This is a genomic window from Mucilaginibacter terrenus (assembly GCF_003432065.1).
GTDB classification, from domain to species: domain Bacteria; phylum Bacteroidota; class Bacteroidia; order Sphingobacteriales; family Sphingobacteriaceae; genus Mucilaginibacter; species Mucilaginibacter terrenus.
Window position 1 is genome coordinate 790369 of record NZ_QWDE01000001.1, and the last position, 16952, is coordinate 807320.

Annotated in this window: 15 protein-coding genes; 8 read left to right on the plus strand and 7 right to left on the minus strand. The window is 44.0% G+C overall.

Annotated elements, in window-relative coordinates:
• Positions 1–32 precede the first annotated feature (32 nt).
• Together DYU05_RS03325 and DYU05_RS03330 are read left to right on the plus strand one after the other, a co-directional pair.
• Positions 33–638, plus strand: a complete 606-nt coding sequence (locus tag DYU05_RS03325) for a porin family protein (RefSeq protein ID WP_117381559.1) — start codon at positions 33–35, stop codon at positions 636–638.
• A 147-nt stretch (positions 639–785) separates the two neighbouring features.
• Entirely contained in the window at positions 786–2549 is a 1764-nt protein-coding gene (locus tag DYU05_RS03330) for a glycoside hydrolase family 9 protein (protein WP_117381560.1), read from the plus strand.
• Here the strand turns inward: DYU05_RS03330 and DYU05_RS03335 are convergent.
• The 5 genes from DYU05_RS03335 to DYU05_RS03355 all read right to left on the minus strand — a co-directional run bounded on the left by DYU05_RS03335 (position 2546) and on the right by DYU05_RS03355 (position 7396).
• Positions 2546–3625: a DUF3667 domain-containing protein gene (locus DYU05_RS03335; RefSeq protein WP_117381561.1), complete on the minus strand. Its 1080-nt coding sequence runs from the start codon at positions 3623–3625 to the stop codon at positions 2546–2548. The two genes, DYU05_RS03330 and DYU05_RS03335, sit on opposite strands and share 4 nt — an antisense overlap.
• A gap of 8 nt (positions 3626–3633) precedes the next feature.
• Positions 3634–4893, minus strand: coding sequence for a nucleoside permease (locus tag DYU05_RS03340; protein ID WP_117381562.1), 1260 nt, complete (start codon positions 4891–4893; stop codon positions 3634–3636).
• 138 nt (positions 4894–5031) lie between these two features.
• The gene (locus DYU05_RS03345) at positions 5032–5631 is read right to left on the minus strand and encodes a bifunctional nuclease family protein (RefSeq protein WP_117382938.1); all 600 of its coding nucleotides are present in this window, start codon (positions 5629–5631) and stop codon (positions 5032–5034) included.
• A 27-nt stretch (positions 5632–5658) separates the two neighbouring features.
• A complete protein-coding gene (locus tag DYU05_RS03350; RefSeq protein ID WP_117381563.1) occupies positions 5659–6636 on the minus strand; it encodes an electron transfer flavoprotein subunit alpha/FixB family protein in 978 nt (325 codons plus the stop codon).
• A 22-nt stretch (positions 6637–6658) separates the two neighbouring features.
• A complete protein-coding gene (locus tag DYU05_RS03355) occupies positions 6659–7396 on the minus strand; it encodes an electron transfer flavoprotein subunit beta/FixA family protein (RefSeq protein WP_117382939.1) in 738 nt (245 codons plus the stop codon).
• Positions 7397–7465: 69 nt separating this feature from the next.
• Here DYU05_RS03355 and DYU05_RS03360 point away from each other — a divergent pair, with 69 nt between their 5' ends.
• From DYU05_RS03360 to chrA, 4 genes are all read left to right on the plus strand, one after another.
• Positions 7466–7810: a tetratricopeptide repeat protein gene (locus DYU05_RS03360; RefSeq protein ID WP_117381564.1), complete on the plus strand. Its 345-nt coding sequence runs from the start codon at positions 7466–7468 to the stop codon at positions 7808–7810.
• Positions 7811–7985: 175 nt separating this feature from the next.
• Entirely contained in the window at positions 7986–8567 is a 582-nt protein-coding gene (locus tag DYU05_RS03365; RefSeq protein ID WP_117381565.1) for a dihydrofolate reductase family protein, read from the plus strand.
• Between the two features lie 161 nt (positions 8568–8728).
• The gene (locus tag DYU05_RS03370; protein WP_117381566.1) at positions 8729–9223 is read left to right on the plus strand and encodes a hypothetical protein; all 495 of its coding nucleotides are present in this window, start codon (positions 8729–8731) and stop codon (positions 9221–9223) included.
• Complete coding sequence (chrA, locus tag DYU05_RS03375) at positions 9220–10419, plus strand: chromate efflux transporter (RefSeq protein WP_235853941.1); 1200 nt, start codon at positions 9220–9222, stop codon at positions 10417–10419. The genes DYU05_RS03370 and chrA overlap by 4 nt, the downstream gene beginning before the upstream one ends.
• A 274-nt stretch (positions 10420–10693) precedes the next feature.
• Here chrA and dnaB read toward each other — a convergent pair whose 3' ends face one another.
• Positions 10694–12250 carry a replicative DNA helicase gene (gene dnaB / locus DYU05_RS03380; protein ID WP_117381567.1) on the minus strand — a complete coding sequence of 519 codons (1557 nt, stop codon included), beginning with the start codon at positions 12248–12250 and terminating at the stop codon, positions 10694–10696.
• A gap of 281 nt (positions 12251–12531) precedes the next feature.
• Here dnaB and rlmB point away from each other — a divergent pair, with 281 nt between their 5' ends.
• Positions 12532–13293, plus strand: coding sequence for a 23S rRNA (guanosine(2251)-2'-O)-methyltransferase RlmB (gene rlmB / locus DYU05_RS03385; protein WP_235853942.1), 762 nt, complete (start codon positions 12532–12534; stop codon positions 13291–13293).
• 94 nt (positions 13294–13387) lie between these two features.
• Here the strand turns inward: rlmB and DYU05_RS03390 are convergent, their stop codons facing one another.
• A complete protein-coding gene (locus DYU05_RS03390; RefSeq protein ID WP_117381568.1) occupies positions 13388–14473 on the minus strand; it encodes a mannose-1-phosphate guanylyltransferase in 1086 nt (361 codons plus the stop codon).
• Positions 14474–14723: 250 nt separating this feature from the next.
• Between DYU05_RS03390 and recQ the strand changes: the two genes are divergently transcribed.
• Positions 14724–16916: a DNA helicase RecQ gene (gene recQ / locus DYU05_RS03395; RefSeq protein ID WP_117382942.1), complete on the plus strand. Its 2193-nt coding sequence runs from the start codon at positions 14724–14726 to the stop codon at positions 16914–16916.
• Positions 16917–16952: the final 36 nt, after the last annotated feature.

Here is a 16952-nt window from a genome sequence, read left to right on the forward strand (position 1 = left end):
AACCTTTGTTAAACACTAAAATTATATCACAAATGAAAAAATTATTACTTACAGCCTGTATCGTATTCGGCGGTATTTTGGCTTCACAAGCTCAGATATTACCTAAAGTACAATTTGGTGTAAAGGCAGGCGCCAACCTAACCAGTTTATCATCCGGCAGCGGTTCGCTTAGCAGTGATAACCGTGCTGGTTATCTTGCGGGTTTTTGGGCGCGCTTTGGTGCTTTAGGTTTTAATTTCCAACCGGAGTTGTACATCACCAGCAAGAATGTAGATATCAACAACGGTTCATCAAATTCTGCTACTACAAAAGCCAAGTTCACCAGTATAGATGTGCCTTTGCTGTTTGGCGGTAAAGTAGGCGCGTTTGGTTTAGGCGGCAGGTTTTACACAGGCCCGCTATTGTCTTTCGCCATTAACCGCGATCAGAATTTCATAGGAGCAACGGGCGACGCAATTAACCTGCGCTACAAGGATTCTAACTTCGCCTGGACAGTAGGAGCCGGCTTAGATGTACAAAAAATATCTGTAGACCTGCGCTACGAGGCCGGGCTTACCAAGCAGAGTTACATTACCGGCGGAAGCGAATACAAAACGCGTGTAAGCCTGTTTAACTTAAGCCTTGGATACGCTTTCTAAATAGGGGTTTAAACTAAAAGTTTTAAGGTCTGCAATGTTGCGGGCCTTTTTTGTTGCCTTATAATCAACGTTATATTACTAAGTAATGTAGATAAAGTATTACAATAACAGGGAGCGCTGAGTTATATTTATAGAAATTTTACAGCAATGGCTTACCATAGTAAACGCTTTTTTTCTGCCTGCTTATTAATACTATTAGCAAGTCTTAAGTTGGATGCTCAGGATACCAGTAGCGGTGCGTCCACCATCCGCCTAAACCAGATTGGTTTTTACCCAGGGGCACCAAAAACAGCGATAGTAACAACGGGTACAACCGGAGATTTCCAGATAAGGAAAGCAGGCAAGGTGGTTTATACCGGCAAGTTAAAGCAATCTTTAAAGCCGGGTTTTTCAGGTCAATATACATCCATAGCGGATTTTAGCAACTTTACCACACCCGGTACTTACACGTTAACCGTAAAAGGTGTGGGACAATCATATCCTTTCAATATTAGTAATTCAGCTAACAGCGGGGTAGCGACGGGTACATTAAAAGCCTTCTACTTTATGCGCGCATCAGCCCCTTTGGAAAAAAAGTATGCAGGTAAATGGCAACGGGCATCAGGTCACCCGGACAATAAGGTGCTGGTGCACCCCTCAGCTGCTGATGCCAAAAGGCCTGCAGGTACGGTCATCTCTTCACCCGGAGGATGGTACGATGCCGGCGACTACAACAAATATGTGGTAAACAGTGGTATCTCTACAGCTACGTTGCTCTCACTGTATGAGGACTTTCCGGAATACATGAAAACCGTTAAGCTAAACATCCCTGAAAGTAACAACAAGTTGCCTGATGTTTTGTATGAGGTGTTATGGAACCTGCGCTGGATGCTGACCATGCAGGACCCTAACGACGGCGGTGTCTATCATAAACTCACTACAGCCAAGTTTGATAAAATGGAAATGCCGGATAAAGATACGGCGGTCCGCTATGTGGTGCAAAAAAGTACAGCAGCCGCTTTGGACCTTGCCGCAGTTTCCGCACAGGCCTCACGCATATTTAAGGGTTTTGATAAAGAGCTGCCAGGTTTTGCTGACTCTTGCCTGAAAGTTTCGGAATATGCTTACCAGTGGGCAGTTAAAAACCCTAATGTACTGTACGAACAGGATGCCATGAACAAGCAGTTTAAACCTGCCGTTACTACCGGCACTTACGGTGACCGGAATGTTTCTGATGAGTTCTTATGGGCATCGGCTGAATTGTACAAAGCGACCGGCAAGGACGAATATTTTGGTAAGATCAACATGACTAAAAGCGAAATGGTATCGGTACCAACATGGTCTAACGTGAAGCTGCTGGGGTATTATGCGCTGGCAGACAGTAAAGAGTTAGACCCGGATCACCGCCTGATACTGGCAGATATAAAAGATAGGTTGATCAACTTTGCCGATATATTTGTAAGCGGTGCAGACAGCAATGCTTACCAAACAGTAATGACCAAATTTAAAGGGAACTTCAACTGGGGTAGCAACAGCAACGCGGCAAACCAGGGTATACTGCTTATAAAAGCATATAAGCTGACTCGCAACAAAAAGTACCTGGATTACGCCCTCGCCAACCTGGACTACCTACTGGGCAGGAACGGTAGCGGCTATTGCTATGTTACAGGCTTTGGCAGCAAACCAACTATGCACCCTCATCACCGGCCTTCGGTAGCGGACGGGGTAGTGGATCCGATACCCGGGCTGTTAGCCGGCGGACCGAACCCCGGAATGCAGGATAAAATACAGGTACCCTCAACCGCTCCAGATGAAGCTTACATAGACGATGATCGTTCTTACGCAACAAACGAGATTGCAATAAACTGGAACGCTCCGGTAGCTTACCTTGCAAATGCTATTGAGGCTTTGCAAAAAGAGCTTAAGCCCTAAACAGACGTAATTGCCGTAATAACAATAAATATAAAGAAGCAGAAAGCCGTAGTGAGCATGTACATGATGAAAACGCCCAGCATTTTACTAACAGTTCGCCAGCGGCTGCGGTTATAAACCACCCTCAACGAACGATAGATATACCACAGGATAACAAAGAAGGAGATGGTATTTGTAAGATCGGAAAACCACTTGTAAGGGATCACCAGTTGTGATACCAGAACAACTATCCAGAACAGGAAGATGAAACAGTGCAGGTGAATAGAGTAAATGATGTGCTCTACATAATATTTCTTATTCTTCCAAAAGGCTATTTGCAATATCAGTGCAAATAGCGGAAGCAGCAGGAACATTACCTTGGGTACATTGTGCTTGTAACTTTCTGCAAAGACCTCCGGCGCGCTTTTACCAAGCTTTTGCCAGTCAAAGCTCTTTTTGGTGATATAACGTTCCAAGATGTTATCTCTTTTACTCTCCGGCAATTTGCTCTGTTTAAGAAGGTATTCCTCGTAGGTTTTGCTTTCTTGATCATTGCCGAAAACTATAAAATTACCTTCATGCTCTTTTTTAGACTTTGTTGTGTCTTTTAAAGCAGTACCTGCCAAACCGGGAACGTAAGTATTTAGCTTTCCCTGTAATTCCCTTTTTTGAGCCGGGGTAAGATTCTTGTCTTTAGAAATATCCTGAGCAATGGTTTGTTGAAATTCGTTTGCGCCTTTTTGTTCTTTAGTTTCGGCGTCGTTGTTTATCTTAATAGGGTCGTGCTTGCCACCCTTAAATAATACAACAAAGAAAAGCAAACTGATGAAGATGTACATCTTCACCGGGTGCAGGTAGTGGGCCCGTTTGCCGGCCAGGTAATCAACAGTTAATTTACCCGGCTTCAAAAACAACGGCTTCAGGGTACTAAAGAACTGATCGTCGAAGTGAAAGTAGTCGCTTACTGCATGCGTTACCATGTGGCCGAAGCTTTCCTTCATTTCCAGGTTTTCTTGCCCGCAGTTGTGACAGAACTTACCCTCCAGTATAGTGCCGCAGTTAAGACAATCGTTGGCGTGCCGGTAATGCTTTTTCATCAGAGCCGTTAAGCGTGTTGTATTGCGTGCTTAAGTGCCGCATTATGTTTATACTTAAATACAAATGGGAATATTACGGCTATCACCAACGCGTAGCCCGCAAAGGCCAGCCAGATGCCGTGCCAGTCCTTAGCTCCACTTGGCAGCAGGAAGAATCTGTCTATAACCCAGCCGCTGATGTTACTGCCCAGGAAAGCGCCGAAACCATTCACCATCATCATGAAAAGCCCTTGAGCGCTGCCGCGGATTTCGGGCGCTGCCTGCGTTTCTACAAATAATGATCCTGAAATATTAAAGAAATCGAACGCCATACCATAAACGATGCATGACATAATGATCATCCATAAACCGTTGGCAGGATCGCCAAAGGCAAACAAACCAAAACGCAGTACCCAGGCCAGCATGCTGAACAGCATTACGTACTTAATGCCAAACCTCCGCAGGAAGAATGGGATAGCCAGGATAAACAGCGTCTCTGAGATCTGCGAAATAGACATGATAATGGCCGGGTATTTCACCGCTATGGTGTCCTTGTAGGCGGGTACGTTGTTGAAGTCGTGTATAAAAGTATCGCCGTAAGCATTTGTCAGCTGGAGGGCTGCGCCAAGCAACAACGAAAACGCAAAGAAAATGGCGAAACGTGAAGATTTGAACAGAGCGAAGGCATGCAAACCCAACCTGCTTGAAAATGATTTTTTCTCCGCCTGATTTAATAAGGGCGGGCATTTAGGCAGTGAGAAGGAATACAATCCCAAAGCTAACGCTATTGCTGCAGCAATATAGAATTGGTTGGCAGATGTTTCATTATGAGTTAAGCTTACCGTCCATAAAGCCACGATAAAGCCCACAGTTCCCCAGGTGCGGATAGGAGGGAAAGCTTTTACCACATCGATGCCCTCACCTTTAAGCGCCGAATAAGATACTGTTATCGACAGGGAAAGCGTTGGCATATAAAACGCCATATTAACGAGCATTACCCAAAAGAAGGTAGTAGGATTGGTAACCATAGGCAGCACACAAAGTGTAGCAGCGCCAAGTATGTGCATAATGCCGTAAAGCTTTTCGGCGTTTATGTACCTGTCTGCTAGTATACCCGTGATGGTAGGCATGAAAATAGAAGCAATACCCATGGTAGAGAAGATAGCCCCAAATTGGGCACCGCTCCATTGCTTGTTTTGAAACCAGTACGCGCCAATAGTTAGCAGCCACGCCCCCCAGATAAAAAACTGCATAAAATTCATCACTATTAAGCGATACTTAATATTCATACTGCACTGGTTTAAACAAGATTATCAATGTTATATTAAAAGGGGGAAAATAGCGAATTACTGCGAATTGGAAAACTCAAAACAGTACAAATCACGCTAAACTATAAAGATTGGCATTAAATTACAACCAGAGTCATCTCAGGATGCGCGACGTTTGTTTAGTTCATCGCGAATCTTGGCCGCCTTTTCGTAAGCCTCTTCAGAAAGGGCCTGCTGTAAACGGCTCTTGAGTTCGTCGTCGCTTAAGGAGTTGAATGATCCGGCAGGAGTTGTAGGTGTTTTCTCTTCTTTAGTTTCGTTGATGTTCTCGAGGTAAACAAAATCGTTACCTTCTATAACGATGCCTGCTGTGGAAAGGATGAATTCGTAGGTATAAATAGGACACTCAAATCGTACCGACACCGCTATAGCGTCAGATGTGCGTGCATCTATCTCAACCGTGCGTTTGCCATCAAAACAAACCAGCTTTGCATAAAAAATGCCGTCAACCAGGTTGTAAATGATAATCTCCTGCACAGATATATTGAATGCCTGCCCCAGGCTCTTGAACAGATCGTGGGTAAGCGGGCGGCTTGGCGTCATTTTCTCTATCTCGATAGCAATTGCCTGAGCCTCAAAACTGCCAATTATGATAGGCAGCCTTCTGCGGCCGCTAACTTCGCCTAAAACCAATGCATACGCGCCGGATTGCGTTTGGCTGTAGGACAGCCCAACAATATCCAGCTTAATCTTTTTCATATCGTTACCCATCACAACCTGTCTGTTTTATGCTGAAGCTTTATACTCTTTTACAGCAGCAATTAATTTTGGTAATACTTCTAATGCGTCGCCTACTATACCGTAATCAGCTACTTTGAAAAACGGCGCATCGGCATCTTTGTTGATGACAACGATAACTTTTGATGAACTTATTCCTGCAAGGTGCTGAATAGCACCTGAAATTCCCACTGCGATATACAGATTCGGGCTTACGGCTATACCGGTTTGGCCAACGTGCTCGCTGTGCGGGCGCCATCCGGCATCAGACACCGGTTTGGAGCAAGCTGTTGCCGCGCCAAGTAAACCGGCAAGTTCCTCCAGCAATCCCCAGTTTTCCGGGCCTTTTAAACCGCGGCCACCAGATACTACAATTTCCGCATCCGGCAGAGACACCTTGTCGGTAGACTGAACAATGTCCTTCAGCATAGCTTTAAAATCAGATTCCTTAGTTTCTACACTAAAGTCTTCCACCTGTGCTGTATTGCCGCTTTCTACCACCTTAAAAGAGTTAGGCGTCAGCGCAATCACTTTGTTAGCTGATGTAAGCTCGACCGTAGCAAAAGCTTTACCGGAAAACGCAGTTTTCTTAACCGTAAATTTTTCACCATTCTGGTCAGGTAATGATACCGCGCCATCGGCAACACCGGCCTGCAGTTTCACACCCACACGTGGTGCAAGTCCGCGGCCTGAGAATGAATTTGACAGCACTATAACATCTGCACCCTGAGCTTTAGCAGCCTCGGCAATTACCGATGCGTAAGCCTGGTTTACAAAGTTCTTTAACTTATCGTTAGATACATTCAGCACTTTTTCAGCGCCATATTTTCCTAACACCGCAAGATCGTCCGCAGCTACATCGCCGATAGAAATAGCGATGAGGTTGGTGTTATTTTGATCGGCAACTGCTTTGGCATAGCTCACCACCTCGAAAGTCGATTTTTTGAACTTGCCTGCGGCATTCTCCGCATATACTAAAACTGACATAGTAGAATCTTCTTGGTAATTATTAAATAACTCTCGCCTGTGTATGCAGCAGCTCTATAAGCTGTGCAGGTTCATCAGCGCCAACCAGTTTTACCTGTCCGCGAGGAGCAGGTGTTTCATAACTGATGATCTCCGAAAAGGTTTCAACAGCTACAGGTTCAACCACGGCGAGTGGTTTTGTACGTGCGCTCATGATGCCGCGCATGTTTGGTATTTTTGGTTCGGAAACGCCTTCAGCACAGCCGGCCACAAAAGGGAAGGGTATAGTTAATACTTCTTTACCGCCTTCTATCTCCCGCTCAACAGTTGCCTGCTGATCTTCAGCATCCAGTTTTTTGATTATGGATACGGAAGGGATATCAAGCAGTTCGCCCAGCATAGCTGCAACTTTAGAACCGTTGTAGTCGATAGACTCGCGGCCGGTAAGTATCAGGTTAAATGCGTTCGCTTTAGCGTATTCAGCTATTTGGTAAGCAACAAACCAGGCATCGTGCGGCTTAGCGTTAATGCGAACGGCATCTGTAGCGCCAATTGCAAGTGCTTTACGGATAGTAGGCTCGGTGCCTGCATCTCCAACATTAATTACGGTTACAGTACCCTTACCACCATCAGTCAACTCAATAGCGCGCGCAAGGGCAATCTCATCATACGGATTGATAATGAACTGTACCCCGTTTGTATTAAATTGCGTGTTGTTATCTGTAAAGGTTATTTTTGTAGTTGTATCGGGCACGTTGCTGATACATACCAATATTTTCATCATAAGCGGTTTATTTGCGGGTAGACGTATTTGGTGTTGCAAATTTAGTTAAAAAACACACAGTAAAAAATGGACACAAGCAGATTAGACAAGCTGTTGGCATTTATACAGAACGAACCAAACGACGAATTCCTGAAATATGCTTTAGCCACAGAGTACCTGCGCCTTAACGAGACAGAGAAAGCTTTAAGTTATTATGAGGACCTGGTTACCAATCACCCGGGCTATACCGGCACGTATTATCATTTAGGTAAATTGTACGAAGCCCTGGGCCGTAAAGATGAGGCGATAAGCACCTATGAAACCGGTATGCGCATTACCAAGGAGAAAAGGGATATGCATGCTTTTTCGGAGCTGCAGGGCGTTTATATGGCGGCTAAGGGCTTTGACGATGATGACGACGACGATTATTAAGATATCATTATCTGCTTATATTGGTCAACGTCATTGCGAGATACGAAGCAATCTCTACACAGAGTAAGCAGGTATGAATAGCTGAATAGTGAGCTATGAAATTGCTTCGTACCTCGCAATGACGCGCTGGAAATAACAATCAAATCTAGGGATCAATAAACTGTATACTAAAATTATGAGAGAAATAATATCATTTATGCACATCTCCCTCGATGGTTTCGTAGCGGGGCCAAACGGAGAAATGAACTGGATTAAGGTTGATGAAGAACTTTTTAATCATGTCGGCAAACGTATTGGTGAAACCGATGCAGCGTTATACGGCCGGGTAACTTATGACATGATGGAAAGTTACTGGCCGACTGCGGCAGATTCGCCAGACGCCAGTAAGCATGATATTGAGCACTCTGCCTGGTATAAGGGTGCACGTAAGGTAGTGTTGTCAAAAACGCTAAAGGGCGCAGATTTGCCAAATACAACCATTATCAGCGATGATCTGGCCGAAAACATTAACAAACTCAAACAAACTGACGGCAGTGAAATATTGCTGTTTGGAAGCCCAAGCGCGACTCATGCGTTGATACAGGAAAACCTGATTGATGGTTACTGGCTGTTTGTAAACCCCGTAATCCTTGGCGAAGGTATTCCGTTGTTTACCAATATTAAACATAAGGTAAAGGTAAAGTTAAAACTAGTACCTGGAAGTCGGCAATTCACCTGCGGTGTGACGGAACTTAATTATATGGTAGATAAACAGTAACATTATAAAGTTGAAAAACGGGTGATGTTGGCGCTTTAACTAACTTAAAAGTTGTTATTGGTTTGGCCTCTAGCTCGATAAAGGTTATCAACTAAGCTCTTTTTCGATGGTTAAAAAGATGTTAAGTTCTGTAACAGTATTTTAAATGTAAGGCGCTGGGAATGGACATGATATTGGAATATGACTTACTTGATCACCCCCATAAACATGAGCCAAGCAGCATTGGAGAACGTTGGGCAAACATCAAGTTGAAGTTATTCAGAGATGATACACATTTTAAGACGATAGTAGATTGGCAATGGGATGCTGTCGTTTTCTTCAGTTGGTTGCAACAGAATATAATTAACATACTTAATGAGCCTCTTCCAATACCTGTTTGTCAAGAATCAATTGCAAAGTGCCTTTTCGATTTTTACAAAAACTTAGATGATGAACATCTAGATGATGACCTTTTAGATGCCGTTTATAGTTATCGGGTCAGACATGGTTTACGATTTGGATTAAGAGGTACCGATATTCCTAACATCTATTTGGGAATGCAAGACCGGAAACACTATGTCTCTTTTTACGATGAGATAGAGGAATGGAATTATGAAATATCGCTAGATATCTTTTTAAACCAATTGAATAACGCTTACTTTTTAATAAAGACTTGAAGGGTAAAAAGCTTTTATTTATTAGGGATGTAGCCCTTTATACGCTAACTGCTTTTGGCGGACCGCAAGCGCATATTGCTGTCTTGCTGCGCGAGTTTGTAGAAAAACGACGCTACGTAACAGAGGAAGAGTTGATGGAACTGAATGCCTTGTCGCAAATTATGCCGGGCCCTTCATCTACCCAAACGCTTGTTGGTATTGCCTGGAAAGTAGGCGGGCTTAGGTTGGCCATTATTACGTTCCTGATATGGATATTGCCATCTGCCGCAATAATGTGTTTAGCCGCCATCAGCTACAAAATATTTGGCGACCGTGCACAATTTGCATCTATACTGCGCATAGTACAGCCCATGGCGGTTGGCATTGTAGGTTATGCTACCTACACCTTTGCCCGTAAGTTTTTGCGGACGAAAGTCACTGCTATGCTGGCGGTTGGTTCGCTTGTGTCTACCCTGATCCTGCAAAACCCGTATGCGTTCCCAATCCTGATCCTACTCGGTGGCATTATTTCATCAGCGCTGGAAACCCAAAAGGAAGAAAATGAGCTGAGGGTAAGGCTATACTCCAACGTAAACCCCAATAAAGTAGCTTATTTCATCGGTATATTGCTCTTTTTTGCTGCCCTTGGCGCTATCGTGAACCGTACGTCGCCGTTTAGTTTGCCTATCCGTTTGTTTGAAAACTTTTACCGTAACGGAATCCTGATTTTTGGTGGCGGGCAGGTGCTTGTACCCTTGATGTACACGGAATTTGTGGAGCTTAAACACTACCTCAGCAATTCAGAGTTCCTGACAGGTTATGCCTTGCAGCAGGCCCTGCCGGGGCCTACGTTTGCCTTCACCTCTTTTGTAGGCGGCATTAGCATGGGTAACAAGGGTTACGGAATAATTGGGCAGGTAATAGGTAGTTTAGTGGCAGTTATCGGCATCAATTTACCCGGGCTCATCCTGATCCTATTTATTGTGCCGTTCTGGAACGATTTGAAGAAGATTACAAGGATAAAGAATTCGCTGAGTGGAATTAACGCGGTAGCCGTGGGCTTTATGGCTACGGCTTTTATATTGCTGGTAATGCCATTTAAGCTGAATGTTTTAGCCTACGGATCAATGGTAGTTACGTTTTTACTACTGAGATATACCAGGATAAAAGCGCCGGTAATTATCTTGATAGGCATTGCAGCAGGGATACTATTGTAAGAATATCTTAATCTCAAGTGTTTCGCTCAAATGTGTTTCGCGCTAACTACACAAAGAAGTAAAATATTTATAATGTGTTATTAAACAAGCACTTATAGCAATTAGCCTGAAGCTATTGTACTGTTTCGGATTGTTTCGCTCTAAAATGTAAGAACCTCAAAAACAGCTGTTTAGAAGAATGCGGTGTTCCGGGTGTTTCGCTTGGCGAAAGCGAAACACCTGTAAACTAGTTAAAGCCCTATAAAGAAGTTCCCCCTTCAGGGTGCTAGGGGGACTAAAACGGAGGTTCGTCCTCCATATCATTCATGCTCGACGGGCGAATGATAAAGTTGTTTGGCTTTTCAAAATCCTGCGAAGGAGTCAACCCTGTAAACGCGTTACCCATAGGAGGGAACCCGTCCATATTGGTCTCCAAGTCCGTAAACTTAACGTATTTACCAACGAATTTCAAGCGTACGCGGCCGGTTTCACCGTTACGGTGCTTGGCTATAATTACTTCACCAACACCCTGAGTAGGGTTGTTATCTTCATCAACATCAAGTCCGTAGTATTCCGGACGGTAAAGGAATAGCACCATATCCGCGTCCTGCTCAATAGAGCCGGATTCACGTAAGTCGGACAGCATCGGGCGTTTAGAACCGCCCGGCCTGTTCTCTACCGCACGGCTCAACTGCGACAGTGCAATTACCGGCACGTTCAGCTCTTTCGCTACCGTTTTAAGCGCGCGTGAGATACTACCAATTTCCTGCTCACGGTTACCGCCGCCTTTACCATCAGCCTTGCCCTGCATCAGTTGCAAGTAGTCAATGATGATTAGCTGTATATCATGCTGCGACTTTAAACGGCGGCACTTGGCCCGAAATTCAAATATATTTAGCGATGGCGTGTCATCTATAATAAGCGGAGCTTGCTCAAGCCTGCCTACTTTAGAGTGTATCTGCTGCCATTCCCATTCTTCCAGCGTACCCTTACGAATTTTTTCCTGCTCAATTTCGGTCTCGCCGGATATCAAACGATTAACCAATTGAACCGAGGACATCTCGAGTGAGAACACTACTACCGGTTTATCAAAGTCTACAGCTGCGTTACGCGCGCAGCTCAACACAAACGCCGTTTTACCCATCGCAGGGCGAGCTGCAATAATTACCAGGTCGGATTTTTGCCAGCCTGAGGTCATACGGTCAAGCTCAGTAAAGCCGGATGCGACACCTGTGAGGCCGTCTTTTTTATCCTTAAGTGCTTCAATCTCCTTTAAGGCCTCGTGCACCAGGTCATCCATCTTACGCGAGTCGCGGCGGAGGTTGCTTTGTGCTATCTCAAAAAGGTTTTTTTCTGCTTTATCTAAAAGGTCCAGTACGTCGCTGGTTTCTTCGTAGGCGCTATTAATTACCTCGGTAGAGATCCGGATCAATTCGCGCTGAATGAACTTCTGGATAATGATACGCGAGTGATATTCAATATTAGCTGCTGATGCTACGCGATTGGTAAGCTCGGTAATATAATAAGCACCACCGATCATCTCCAACTCGCCCTGTTGGCGAAGCTGCGCGGTTACTGTAAGGATATCCACAGGCGAGGTTTTCTCAAACAGGATCCTTATCGCGTTAAATATTTTCTGGTGATTGTCTTTGTAGAATACCTCAGGTTTTAAAACATCAATAACAGAGGAGAGAGCGTCTTTCTCCAACATAAGCGCACCAAGTACTGCTTCTTCCAGGTCAGTTGCCTGTGGCGGCAGTTTGCCTAGTCCGGCGTATGGTGTAGGGGTATTAAAGCGATTTCTGCGTTCGGTGCCCGGCTTATTACTGGTGGAATCGTTCTCGAAGATCATTCAACAAAAATATATCAAAAATTGGGGTTCAGTGCATCAGAATAGTTCACATAGTGTATCGTGTGGATAACTAAATCATTCTCAGCACCATAAATTTTCGGGTATTTACTCCACATTAGATGTTAATAACTTGTTTATGATGTTGTTAATACACTGATAATCAAACTATGTTAATAAAGTTTGAAGGTGTTAATAAAGTAGGGCTATTTAGGCGCTTAGAAGTACACTATGGGGTAATATTGTATTTATAACTACTTTTGCGCGAATACAATAACTAAGGAATGGCATTTGAAACGAGGCCGCCACGCGAAAGCAACCAAATGGTTTTCGGCATTAGGGCGATTATAGAAGCGATACTGGCTGGCAAAGAGATAGAGTCGCTGTACTTGCAGCGTGGCTTAGGCGGCGGTTTGCTGACGGAGTTGAAGCAGGTAATGCAGCAGCACCAGATAATTGCACAGCAGGTGCCTGTTGAAAAACTGAACCGCCTCACCCAAAAGAACCACCAGGGCGCTATTGCTTTTATATCTCCTATAGTTTACCAAAAGATAGAAAACATCATTCCCGAGATCTTCGAAAAAGGAGAGGTGCCGTTGATACTGGTACTAGATGGAATTACCGATGTACGCAATATGGGAGCCATAGCCCGCACGGCGGAATGCTCGGGCGTACACGCGATTGTCATACCGGCAAAAGGATCGGCGCAGGTAAACCCGGACGCAATAAAAACATCAGCCGGGGCACTGTACAAAATACCTGTTTGCAGGCATGATAATTTCATGCAAACAGTGCGGTTTCTGCAAGAATCGGGCTTACAATTGGTGTGCTGTACCGAGAAAACCAATGATTATATATACAAACCGGATTATACAGCGCCTACCGCCATAGTTATGGGTTCCGAAGAGGATGGCATCCGTAACGAGATCATCCGCATAGCAGATCACCTGGCCAAGATCCCGATGTTCGGGGAAATAGAATCACTCAACGTTTCCGTTTCTACCGGTGTAATATTGTACGAGGCTATAAGGCAGAGGCAACAGTAGAGTCAGGAAAGTTAGAACCGAGAATCAGGAAAGAAAAACGCCTGAACAATAATGCCAGGCGTTCTTGACTCTCGTCTCTTGATTCTTATATCTTTTAAATGTACTTCGTTCCGAATTTATTCTTCACGTCAGATACCACCTGTTTGATGTTCTGCTCCTGGTCGCGCGGGCAAATCAATAGTGAGTTGTTAGATTCTACCACGATGTAATCATGCAATCCCTGTAGTATCACTAGTTTCTCGCCAGGTACGTTAACCATGCAGTTGCTGCTATCGTACATAATTACTTTTTCTGATGGGATAACCGCGTTACCTACATAATCTTTATCAGCCAACTGGTAAATAGAAGCCCAGGTTCCAAGGTCGCTCCAGCCAAATTCGGATGGCAGCACGTAAACATTGCTGGCCTTCTCCATAATACCGTAGTCTATAGAGATGTTTATGCAACGCTGGTATATCTTGTGTACGAATTCTTTTTCTTCCTCGGTGTTGTATACAGAACGGGCTTCGGCAAATATCTCGTGCATTTCAGGCAGGTAGCTGTCAAATGCCGCAACTATAGTTTTTGCCGACCACACGAATATCCCAGCGTTCCACAAAAAGTCGCCGCTCTGAATAAAGGTTTTGGCAATATCAACAGTTGGTTTTTCGGTGAAGGTTTTCACCTTATGAAAATCCTCGTTAACTGTTTGATCAGTGTATTGGATGTACCCATAGCCTGTGTCTGGTCTTGAGGGCTTAATACCAAGGGTCACCAGGCAATTTTGCGACATGGCGGTTTGCATAGACTTTTCTATAGCGCTAACAAAAGCCGCCTCATCTAATATCAGGTGGTCTGATGGTGCTACCACAATAGCGGCATCAGGGTTTATGCTTTCAATTTTGAAACATCCGTAAGCAACGCAAGGTGCTGTGTTGCGCATAACCGGCTCTGTAAGTATCTGGTCGTCGGCAATGTCTGGCAACTGAGTTTTTACCAGCCCGGTATAATTCTCATTAGTGACAATATAAATGTTCTCTTTCGGGCATACCTTCAAAAAGCGATCATACGTTTGCTGAATAAGCGTTTTGCCTGTGCCAAGAATGTCAATAAACTGTTTCGGGTGAGAAGTTCTGCTTATCGGCCAAAAACGGCTGCCGATACCGCCTGCCATGATGATGGCATAGTAGTTCTTATTCATGCTAAGGTAAAAGAATTTTTATTTGGTAAACCCATGGCTAAATGTGGGCATTAATTTGTAAATTTAATATGAAATAAAACTAAATATTTCAACATTTAAATTACACCTCTTTTAACCGCGTAAATAAACAAATTGTTTTTGGTTGATTAATCATTTTTATATAAAATTTTTAACTAAAGCCGCCGTTTATTTATAAATTTTAGTTATTTTGAACCATAATTTAAAACTTTTAAGTACAGTACATATAATGATTGAAGCTAAAAAATCGCTTTTTGATAACCTGCAGAACTTCTTTGGGTTTGATAATTTTAAGGGGGAGCAGGAAGCGATTATAACTAACATTTTAGCAGGTAACGACACATTTGTGATTATGCCCACAGGGGGTGGAAAATCCATGTGTTACCAGTTGCCGGCTCTAATGAGCGAAGGCACTGCGATAGTGATCTCTCCGCTGATCGCACTCATGAAAAATCAAGTCGATCAACTGCGTGCATTTGGCGGCTCTGACAGCATAGCACACTTTTTAAACTCATCACTTACCAAAGCCGACATCATACGCGTTAAGGACGATGTCCTGAGCGGCAAAACCAAACTACTTTACGTTGCACCGGAATCGCTTACCAAACAGGAGAATGTTGATTTTCTTCGCCTTAACCAGGTATCGTTTGTAGCGGTAGATGAAGCGCATTGTATATCTGAGTGGGGTCATGACTTTCGCCCGGAATACCGCAAGATACGCCAGGTGATCAGCAATATTGGCGACGATATTCCAATCATCGCCTTAACTGCAACCGCTACACCAAAAGTTCAGCAGGACATTCAGAAGAACCTGCAGATGAACAACGCTACAGTCTACAAATCATCCTTTAACAGGTCTAACCTGTTTTATGAAGTGAGGGCAAAGCGTAATGCTATTAAAGAGATCGTAAAGTTTGTAAAGCAGAATCAGGGTAAGTCTGGCATTATCTATTGCTTAAGCCGTAAAAAGGTAGAAGAAGTAGCTGAGGCGCTCAACCTGAATGGCGTAAGGGCATTACCGTATCATGCGGGGCTTGATCCCAAAGTGCGTGCCGATACACAAGACAAATTCCTTATGGAAGATGTTGAGGTTATCGTTGCGACCATAGCCTTCGGCATGGGCATTGATAAACCCGATGTTCGCTACGTAGTACACCATGATATGCCTAAAAGCATGGAGGGTTATTACCAGGAAACCGGTCGTGCCGGGCGAGATGGTGGTGAAGGTGTTTGCGTAGCTTTTTACTCTGCTAAAGATATAGACAAGCTACAGAAGTTCATGAAGGACAAGCCTGTAGCCGAACGTGAAATAGGTACACAGATACTTAAAGAGGTTATCGATTACGCTGAATCTTCTGTTTGCCGCCGTAAGCAGCTTTTGCATTATTTCGGTGAGAACTTTAACGAGGCAGGTTGCAATAATATGTGTGACAATTGCTGTGCACCAAAAATGCATTTTGATGGTGAGGAGCACCTGCACAGGGCGCTTAGTTTGATAAAGCACATTGGTGAGAAGTTTGACGATTGCCACATCGTGAACATACTGATGGGTAAGGATGATGCTCAGGTAAAAAATTACGAGCATGATAAATTAGATTACTTTGGATCGGGGATAGAAGCCGGTGAGAACCTGTGGAACTCTCTACTGCGCCAGGCGTTGCTTAACAACTTTATAGCTAAAGATATTGACCATTATGGTCTGCTTCATCTTACTAAAGCAGGTCTTAACTTCCTTGAGAATCCTTACAGCATTAGGTTTATACTGAACCGGGAAATGGGGCCTACTGATGAGGATGAGGGCGAGGATGGGCCTAAACAAGGCGGTGGGGCATTGGACACCGCTTTGCTGCAAATGCTAAAGGACCTGCGCAAGAAAATTGCAAAACAGAAGGGCCTTCCACCATTCGTTATATTCCAGGATCCATCTCTGGAGGAAATGTGCACACACTATCCTGTTAACGTTGATGAACTGAAACAGATACATGGTGTAGGCGCAGGTAAAGCAGCTAAGTTTGGCGCACCGTTCATTGACCTGATAAAGAAATATGTTGAGGATAACGATATTGACCGCCCTGTAGATATGGTGATCAAATCGGCAGCCAACAAATCGGCATTGAAGGTATTTATTATCCAGAATATAGATCGGCACCTCGATTTGGAAGACATTGCTGCTTCAAAGGGTTTAACTTACGAGGAGATACTTAAAGAGGTAGAAACCATTGTGAACTCGGGTACCAAGCTTAACCTTAATTATTATATAGACGAGGTTATAGACGAGGACAAGCAGGAGGAAGTTTTTGACTATTTTAAAACGGCAGAAATAGACTCAATTGACGATGCTTTGGTAGAACTGGGTACCGACGATTATACCCGTGAAGAAGTGCAACTAATGCGCATTAAATTTATGTCTGAAGTAGGCAATTAAGTTAGTCTTAAAGCAAAATTTCATATAGTCCAAAGC

What these genes read in the sequence shown, in the direction of transcription:
- DYU05_RS03325 (WP_117381559.1), top strand. Translation starts at nt 33, where the DNA reads ATGAAAAAATTATTACTTACAGCCTGTATCGTATTCGGCGGTATTTTG.
- DYU05_RS03330 (WP_117381560.1), top strand. Translation starts at nt 786, where the DNA reads ATGGCTTACCATAGTAAACGCTTTTTTTCTGCCTGCTTATTAATACTA.
- DYU05_RS03335 (WP_117381561.1), bottom strand. Translation starts at nt 3,625, where the DNA reads ATGAAAAAGCATTACCGGCACGCCAACGATTGTCTTAACTGCGGCACT.
- DYU05_RS03340 (WP_117381562.1), bottom strand. Translation starts at nt 4,893, where the DNA reads ATGAATATTAAGTATCGCTTAATAGTGATGAATTTTATGCAGTTTTTT.
- DYU05_RS03345 (WP_117382938.1), bottom strand. Translation starts at nt 5,631, where the DNA reads ATGAAAAAGATTAAGCTGGATATTGTTGGGCTGTCCTACAGCCAAACG.
- DYU05_RS03350 (WP_117381563.1), bottom strand. Translation starts at nt 6,636, where the DNA reads ATGTCAGTTTTAGTATATGCGGAGAATGCCGCAGGCAAGTTCAAAAAA.
- DYU05_RS03355 (WP_117382939.1), bottom strand. Translation starts at nt 7,396, where the DNA reads ATGAAAATATTGGTATGTATCAGCAACGTGCCCGATACAACTACAAAA.
- DYU05_RS03360 (WP_117381564.1), top strand. Translation starts at nt 7,466, where the DNA reads ATGGACACAAGCAGATTAGACAAGCTGTTGGCATTTATACAGAACGAA.
- DYU05_RS03365 (WP_117381565.1), top strand. Translation starts at nt 7,986, where the DNA reads ATGAGAGAAATAATATCATTTATGCACATCTCCCTCGATGGTTTCGTA.
- DYU05_RS03370 (WP_117381566.1), top strand. Translation starts at nt 8,729, where the DNA reads ATGGACATGATATTGGAATATGACTTACTTGATCACCCCCATAAACAT.
- dnaB (WP_117381567.1), bottom strand. Translation starts at nt 12,250, where the DNA reads ATGATCTTCGAGAACGATTCCACCAGTAATAAGCCGGGCACCGAACGC.
- rlmB (WP_235853942.1), top strand. Translation starts at nt 12,532, where the DNA reads ATGGCATTTGAAACGAGGCCGCCACGCGAAAGCAACCAAATGGTTTTC.
- DYU05_RS03390 (WP_117381568.1), bottom strand. Translation starts at nt 14,473, where the DNA reads ATGAATAAGAACTACTATGCCATCATCATGGCAGGCGGTATCGGCAGC.